Source organism: Corallococcus sp. AB049A (assembly GCF_003668885.1).
GTDB classification, from domain to species: Bacteria; Myxococcota; Myxococcia; order Myxococcales; family Myxococcaceae; genus Corallococcus; species Corallococcus interemptor.
In genome coordinates this window covers 1-6,899 of sequence record NZ_RAWL01000441.1, presented here as the reverse complement: position 1 = coordinate 6,899, position 6,899 = coordinate 1, and the positions used below count along the sequence as shown (strand labels likewise).

The following is a 6,899-nucleotide window of genomic DNA, read 5'->3' as shown; positions in this document are numbered from 1 at the left end:
CCCCCACCGCGCTCCAGGCCCACGCCCGCCGTGAAAAGCGGGGCGCCACCTTGGGCGAGGAGGGGACAGGCGTCGGAGGGGATTCGGGCCGCGGATCCATGCTCGCGACAGGATGATCCATCCCCGCCTCCCCATGCCAGGACTGGTTGGAACGTGGGATTCACCGCGAAGCCGCCAAGCACCTCCCAAAACCAGACCGTTCTTGCCCGCCTGCTCGCCCTACAGGGATGTATCCCTGCATCGTCCCGGGGCGCCTTGTGCCATGCTGCGTGCGCCTCGTGGATTCCTCCTTCCTCAGATTCGGGTCCCTGATCCTCGCCGGACTCCTCGCGCCGGGCGCGTTCGCCGCCGAACCGACGCGCGAGGAACGGGTGCGCGCGGAGCTGGAGCGCCAGCTGCGCGACATGGTCCCGGAGTCTCCCTCCGAGGTGCAGGTGCTCTTCGCGGGCTTCAAGCCCGAGGACGGCTACCGCCTGGTGGAGACCGACTTCCTCCTCGACGGTGAACCGCTCGCCGTGCCGTCGCTGGACGAGCTCAACGCGCCCGGCGTGCACCGGCTCGCGAACCTGAAGGTCGAACCCGGCGAGCACACCCTCGTCTCGCGCGTCACGTACACCAACGGCTCCTGGAGCCTGTTCAGCGAGACCAACGGCTTCCTCTGGAAGATCACCGCCTCCGTCGGCTTCCAGACCCAGCGCGGCCTGCGCGTCGTGGTGAAGGCGTCCCCCAGCGTCGTGCCCAACGCGCCGGATCCGCGCCTCAAGCTCAAGCTCACCCACGCCGTCACCGCGGAGATGATCCAGCCGCTGAAGGACGAGCCCGCCGTCGCCACCGCGCCGCCGCCCGTGAAGCCGCCCCCCGTGGACGCGGGCGCTCCGGTGAAGGTCACCCAGGCGCCGCCCATGGACGCGGGCGTGAAGCCCGGTGCCACCGTCGCCTCCGTGACGCCGCCAGTGGAGCGCACGCCCGTGGCGCCCAGCCGCCTGCGCCTCCAGGTGACGTCGAAGAAGCCCATCAACGCCACCGCCTTCGTGCGCGGCACGGGCGAGCCCCTGAAGCTCACCGTGCCCGGCAAGAAGCCGCAGGACGTGCCCCTGTCCGCGGGCGCGTACACGGTGGACCTCATCGCCGAGGGCTTCCTCGCGCAGACGCGCCAGGTGGAGCTGACCGCCGGCTCGGACGCGTCGCTGGCCTTCGCGCTGGTGCCCGCGCCCAAGGCCGCCAAGGCCGCCAAGGTGCAGGAGGGCCGCATCGAGCTGCCCGAGCCCCTGAGCTTCGACGAGAAGAAGCCCGTGCCCACCAAGCTGTCCGGGCTGGACCTGGCCGTGGATCTGCTCGTGCGCGACCCGAAGGCCCGCCTGCGCGTCGAAGGCCACACCGACGCGCGCGAGGTTCCCGAGCCCGCGCGCCAGAGCCTCTCCGACGCCCGCGCCCGCGCCGTGGCGGACATGCTGATCCGCGCCGGCGTGGCCCCGTCCCGAGTGGAGGCCGTGGGCCTGGCCGACCGCAGCCCCAAGGCCCCCAACCTCATCCCCCGCGGCCGCGAGCTCAACCGCCGCGTGGAGCTGGTGCTGCTGCGCCCCTGAGCCTTGAGGTTGCCGGAGGGCTCCTCTAGCGTCGCGTGCGTTCTTCGCCGAAGGGACGCCGCGATGCCCCGTTACGAGTTCACCGAAGGCAGCTCCAGCAAGTTCTGGGAGATCACCCTCAAGGGCTCCACAGTCACCAAGCGCTGGGGCCGCATCGGCACCGACGGCCAGGAGAAGGTCGAGGAGTTCGACTCCAAGGCCGAGGCGAAGAAGGCCTACGACGCGCAGATCCGCGAGAAGGAAGGCAAGGGCTACACGCTCGCCGAAGGCGGAGACGGCGACGGGGCCAGCGCCGAGTCCGCCGTCAACCCGGACCTGGAGGCCGCCATCCTCGCCAGGCCCGACGACGTGAAGGGCTACCTCGCGTACGCCGAGTGGCTCAAGGGTGAGGGAGACCCGCGCGCCGAGCTGATCCTCCTGCAGCACGCCTCGCTGGATGCACCCGCGGCCACTCGCAAGAAGGTGGCGACGCTCATCGAGGACCACGCCAACGAGCTGCTGGGCGAGTCGTTGATGGAGGCCGTCTCCGACGAGACCCTCAAGCTGGAGTGGCACCTGGGATTCATCCGCGAGGCCCGCCTGGGCCAGGTGGACTACGACTCCACGGCGGACATCCCGGAGCTGCTGGGCGAGCTGCTGGCCCATCCGTCCGCGCGCTTCCTGAGCCGGCTGACGATTGGCATGGCCAACTTCGACGGCGAGAACGACTACGACGACACGCTGGCGGTGCTCGCGAAGGCGAAGCCCGCGCCGCCGCTGCGCTCGCTGTTCATTGGCGACTTCGAGTTCCCCGACGAGACGGAGATCTCCTGGACCCAGGTGGGCGACCTCAAGCCGCTCTACAAGGTCTACCCCCAGCTCCAGGAGCTGCGCGTGCGCGGCGGTGAGATCGGGTTCGGGAAGATCGACCTGCCGGAGCTGCGGTCCTTCACGGTGGAGACCGGCGGTCTCCATGAGGGCGCGGTGAAGGAGATCGCCAAGGCGAAGTGGCCGAAGCTGGAGTCGCTGGAGGTCTGGTTCGGCCAGGAGAACTACGGCGCGGGCGGCGGGGTGAAGGAACTCAAGCCACTGCTCGACGCGGAGGGCGTGCCGGCCCTGCGCAAGCTGGGACTGCGCAACGCCGAGTTCACCGACGCGCTGTGCGCCGCGCTGCCCGGGTCGAAGATCCTCGCTCAAATCGAAGCGCTGGATCTGTCCATGGGCACGATGAGTGACGCAGGCGCCCAGACGCTGGCCGCGAACGCCAAGGCCTTCCAGCACCTCAAGTCGCTCGACGTCACCCAGAACTTCCTCACGAAGGCCGGGCAGAAGGCCGTGGCCACCCTCGCGAAGTCCGTGGCGAGCGGCAACCAGCGCACGCCGTACGACGAGGAGTCGCGCTACGCCGCCGTGGGCGAGTAGCCCGCCTGCATGCCGCCGCCGTTCCTGATCATCGGCAACCCCGGGAACCGGCGCGTCACGCTCTTCCAGGAGGCGCTGGTCCGCGCCGGCCTTCCTCCCGCGCACGTCGTCGCGTGGGAGACCGTGGCCCGCGAACCCGACGTCCTCCTGGACCTGCCCGGCACGGAGCGCATCGTCCGCATCGACGCGGCAGGGGAGGACCCGGCCGTGGATCGCGCCTTCCTCCAGCGGGGCCATGCGGATGCGCTCGGCGCGGGCTGCGACACCGTGACGCCCGGACAGCTGGAAGCCCTGCCGGATGAGCACGGCCGCGTGCTGTGCCCCCGGCAGCACCACCTGGGCTTCCTGCGCGTGCTGGAGGACCTGTCCGCCCGCTTCGCCCAGCGCCCCCGCTGGCGCGTGCTGTCCTCTCCGGGCGCCATCGCGGACCTGTTCGACAAGCGGATCACGTCGCGCCGGTACGCGGGCCTGGGCATCCCCGTGCCGCCGTACCTCGATGACATCACCACCCCGGAGGCCCTGCGAACAGGGATGCGCGAAGCGGGCTGGCGTGAAGCGTTCGTGAAGCTGTCCTGCGGTTCGTCCGCGTCCTGCCTCGCCGTGTACCGGCCGGGCAGGGCGGAGGGCTCGGGAGGCTCGCTGCTCACCAGCCTGCACCGGGGCGCCACCGGCTGGTTCAACTCCCTCAAGGTGCGGCGCGTGACGGACGCGGGGGAGGTGGACGCGGTGCTGGCCTTCCTGCTGCGCGAAGGCTCGCAGGTGGAGGAGTCCCGGCCCAAGGCGCGGCTGGGCGGGGACCTGTTCGACTGCCGCGTCGTCACCATCGGCGGCGAGCCCGCCTTCACCGTCGTGCGCCAGAGCCGCCTGCCCATCACCAACCTGCACCTGGGCGGCTACCGGGGAGACCTGGACGCCTTCCACGCGGCGGTGCCCCTCCAGGAACTGGAGGCCGCGATGGAGAGCTGCCGCACCGTGGCCCGCGCGCACGACTGCCTCCACGTGGGCATCGACCTGATGTTCGAGGACTTCTTCCACGGCCACCGCGTGCTGGAGGCGAACGCCTTCGGGGACCTGCTCCCCGGCCTCACGCGCGACGGCCTGTCCGTCTACGACTGGGAGATCCGCGAAGCGCTGCGCTGAGCGCCGCCCGTCCACAGCCGCGTCGCCGGCACGCGCTCCAGCAGCCCGGAGCCGAACACGCGGTCCAGCTCCAGGTACTCCAGGTGCACGTAGCCGATGTGACACCCGCACGTGTCCTTCGAGCACGGGCGCGGCTTCAGCGCCGCGTCGAAGTCCGGCGCGTACAGGTTGCCCAGCGGTTCCTTGATGAAGTGGCACCGGTACGCGGTGCCGTCACCGTCCACGGACAGCACGGACTCGCCACCGCGGCAGGCCCGGCCCCGGCTGGGGTGGCGCGTGTTGTTCACCGGGAAGAGCGGGTCGATGCGCGTGAAGCGCTCCACGTCCTCGGGCGTGTACGCGTCCAGGCCGTCCTTCACCGCGTTGATCCACAGGTACGTGTCGTCGGGCAGCTCGCGGCGCAGGGCCTCCGCCTCGTCCGCGAAGCGCCGGAAGCCCACCATGCCCGCGCTGTGCCGCACGCCGTGCTCGGACAGCTGCTGGCACTGCGCGAGGAAGCGCGAACGCTTCATCCACTCCGGATGGTACGTGGCCCAGATGCCCAGCTTCTCCGTGCGGCAGTCGGTGAGCCAGTCCAGCCGGCAGGAGAGGTTCGTCTGCACCGCCGCGCGCTCCACGTGGGGCAGGTGCGTGAGGCGCGCCAGGGCCTGCTGATACCAGGGCCAGATGAGCGCTTCGCCCCACGGCGTGAAGAACACGGACAGGGTGTCCTGCGTGCGCGACTCCACCCACTGGAGGAACCGCTCCAGGTCCGCGCGGTCCTTCGTCAGCTCCTCTTCACTCTGCTTCCACTTGCCGAAGGGGCAGTACTCGCAGCCGTAATTGCAGCCGGACAGCGGGCCCCGGTAGAGCACGGTGAGCTTCATCGCCAGGCGTACTCCTGCATCCGCGCGCGCACGGCCTCGGAGTCCAGCCACGGGCCAATCAGGTCGGAGCGCTCCACGCCCGCGGCCGTGAGCTGGAACACGCCGTCCACGTCGCGCGCCAGCCCGTGCGCCTCCAGCTCCGCGAGCATCGGGAAGTCCGCCTTCGCCTCCGTGGCGAAGCGCTGCCGGTACACGGTGGGGTCCACGCCCTCGGCCAGCAGCGACAGCACCAGGTGCCGGTGGCGCTGCTCGGCCGCGTCCAGCACGAAGCCGTAGCGCACCTCACCGAAGGACGCCGTGTCCCGTTCGATGTACGCCTGGATGATGCCGCGCACCTCGCGCGAGGCCACGGCGTACTCGGACGAGTAGTGCACCGAGCCCGTGTACGAACGCGCGCCGACGCCCAGGCCCACCATGCCGTCCTCCTGGCAGCGGTACACCGCGCCGCGAGCGGCCGGAGCATGCGCCGCGCGGAACATCCGCATGGACACCTGCGTGTAGCCGCGCGACAGGAGGAAGTCCCGGCCGGTCCGGTAGAGCGACAGCCGCAGGTCGTCCCACGCGCGCGACTTCTTGCCCAGGAAGGTGAGGGGCCGCACGTAGAGCGGGTAGAGGTACAGCTCCTCCGGCGCGTACCGCAGCGCCGCCTCCAGCGAGTGGAGGAACTTCGCCACCGTCTGTCCCTCGATGCCGTAGATGAGGTCCAGGTTGAGCGTGGGGAAGCCCGCGCTCCGCAAGAGGTCCAGCGTGGCCTCCACCTGCGCGGTCTTCTGCGGCCGCTTCACCGCGGCGACCTCCGCCTCCAGGAAGCTCTGCACGCCCATGCTCACCCGGTCCACGCCCCGGGCCTTCAGCACCGCGACCTTGGCCGCGTCCACCGTCTCCGGCGACACCTCCACGGACATGGGCACGTCCCGCGGGTCCACGCCCAGTTCCGCCGCCAGGTCGAACACCGTCTCCAGCCCCGCGACGTCCAGCAGGGTGGGGGTGCCCCCTCCGATGGCCGCGCGCGCGAACGTGGACGGGCCCAGGGCCTCCTTCACCCGGCGGGCCTCGCGCTTCAGCGCGCCGAGCCACGCGTCGACGACGTCCTCCTTGGGGCCCGCGGCAGTGAAGAGGTTGCAGAACCCGCAGCGCATTTCGCAGAAGGGCACGTGCAGGTAGAGGAACAGCGCGTCCCGCCGCTCCTTCGCCCAGACGTCCTCCAGCGGCAGCGCGGGCGTCAGCGGGCGATACGCCGTCTTGTGCGGGTAGCCGTAGAGGTACGCCACGTACGGCGTGCCTTCGAGCATGGACTCCAGGCGCGTCATGGCGCGGAGTCTACCGGCAGCACGAACTCGCCATAGGGCACCGTCCACACCACCGGGTGTCCCAGCCGGTGCCCCGAGTAGCCGTCCTCGCCGTACGCCGTCCCATGGTCCGAGCACACGATGCAGAACGCCGGGCCGCGCCGCCGCAGCGCCTGGAACAGGGGCGGCAGCTGGCGGTCCACGTACGCCAGGGCCGCCGCGTGCGTCGCCTTCGAGTCCTCCGTCGCCCCGGGTACGTAGTGCCGGTTGGGCTGGTGCAGCGCGGAGACGTTGATGAACAGGAACACCCGCTGCTCCCGGGGCAGCGACCCCAGGATTTTCACCGCGAGTGATGCCTGATTTTCCGTGGATCGGGGGTCGGTGACGCCCAGCGAGGGGTCCCAGTGCGACTCGGAGAAGAGGCCCGGGAGGACGCGGCCCAGGGGGTTCCGCTGGTTGAAGAACCCCGTCCCGCCAATACACACCGTGTGATAGCCGCGCCCGGCCAGGCCCGTGACGAGGTCCGGCGCGTCCAGCACGCAGGTGCCGGGGCCCGTCGTCTCGCTGCCCTCGAAGCGCAGGGCGAAGGGGCGCGGGTGGCGGCCCGGGGTGACGGG

General features: G+C 71.0%; 6 protein-coding genes. 3 read left to right on the top strand and 3 right to left on the bottom strand.

What is annotated here, in order from left to right:
* Positions 1-278 precede the first annotated feature (278 nt).
* The 3 genes from D7X55_RS32840 (at position 279) to D7X55_RS32830 (ending at position 4,127) form a co-directional block, all read left to right on the top strand.
* On the top strand, positions 279-1,586 hold the full coding sequence (locus D7X55_RS32840; protein ID WP_233610212.1) for an OmpA family protein: 1,308 nt from the start codon (positions 279-281) through the stop codon (positions 1,584-1,586).
* A gap of 63 nt (positions 1,587-1,649) precedes the next feature.
* On the top strand, positions 1,650-2,987 hold the full coding sequence (locus D7X55_RS32835; protein WP_121725126.1) for a WGR domain-containing protein: 1,338 nt from the start codon (positions 1,650-1,652) through the stop codon (positions 2,985-2,987).
* A 9-nt stretch (positions 2,988-2,996) separates the two neighbouring features.
* Complete coding sequence (locus D7X55_RS32830; RefSeq protein WP_121725125.1) at positions 2,997-4,127, top strand: STM4014 family protein; 1,131 nt, start codon at positions 2,997-2,999, stop codon at positions 4,125-4,127.
* On the opposite strand, the gene D7X55_RS32825 is transcribed toward D7X55_RS32830, so the two are convergent.
* From D7X55_RS32825 to D7X55_RS32815, 3 genes are all read right to left on the bottom strand, one after another.
* The gene (locus tag D7X55_RS32825) at positions 4,094-4,993 is read right to left on the bottom strand and encodes an STM4011 family radical SAM protein (protein WP_121725124.1); all 900 of its coding nucleotides are present in this window, start codon (positions 4,991-4,993) and stop codon (positions 4,094-4,096) included. The genes D7X55_RS32830 and D7X55_RS32825 overlap by 34 nt on opposite strands.
* Positions 4,990-6,303, bottom strand: a complete 1,314-nt coding sequence (locus D7X55_RS32820; protein WP_121725123.1) for an STM4012 family radical SAM protein — start codon at positions 6,301-6,303, stop codon at positions 4,990-4,992. The genes D7X55_RS32825 and D7X55_RS32820 overlap by 4 nt, the downstream gene beginning before the upstream one ends.
* On the bottom strand, positions 6,300-6,899 hold a 600-nt coding region (locus tag D7X55_RS32815; RefSeq protein WP_121725122.1), incomplete at its 5' end, for an STM4013/SEN3800 family hydrolase. The genes D7X55_RS32820 and D7X55_RS32815, both read right to left, overlap by 4 nt.

What these genes read in the sequence shown, in the direction of transcription:
- D7X55_RS32830 (WP_121725125.1), top strand. Translation starts at nt 2,997, where the DNA reads ATGCCGCCGCCGTTCCTGATCATCGGCAACCCCGGGAACCGGCGCGTC.
- D7X55_RS32835 (WP_121725126.1), top strand. Translation starts at nt 1,650, where the DNA reads ATGCCCCGTTACGAGTTCACCGAAGGCAGCTCCAGCAAGTTCTGGGAG.
- D7X55_RS32825 (WP_121725124.1), bottom strand. Translation starts at nt 4,993, where the DNA reads ATGAAGCTCACCGTGCTCTACCGGGGCCCGCTGTCCGGCTGCAATTAC.
- D7X55_RS32820 (WP_121725123.1), bottom strand. Translation starts at nt 6,303, where the DNA reads ATGACGCGCCTGGAGTCCATGCTCGAAGGCACGCCGTACGTGGCGTAC.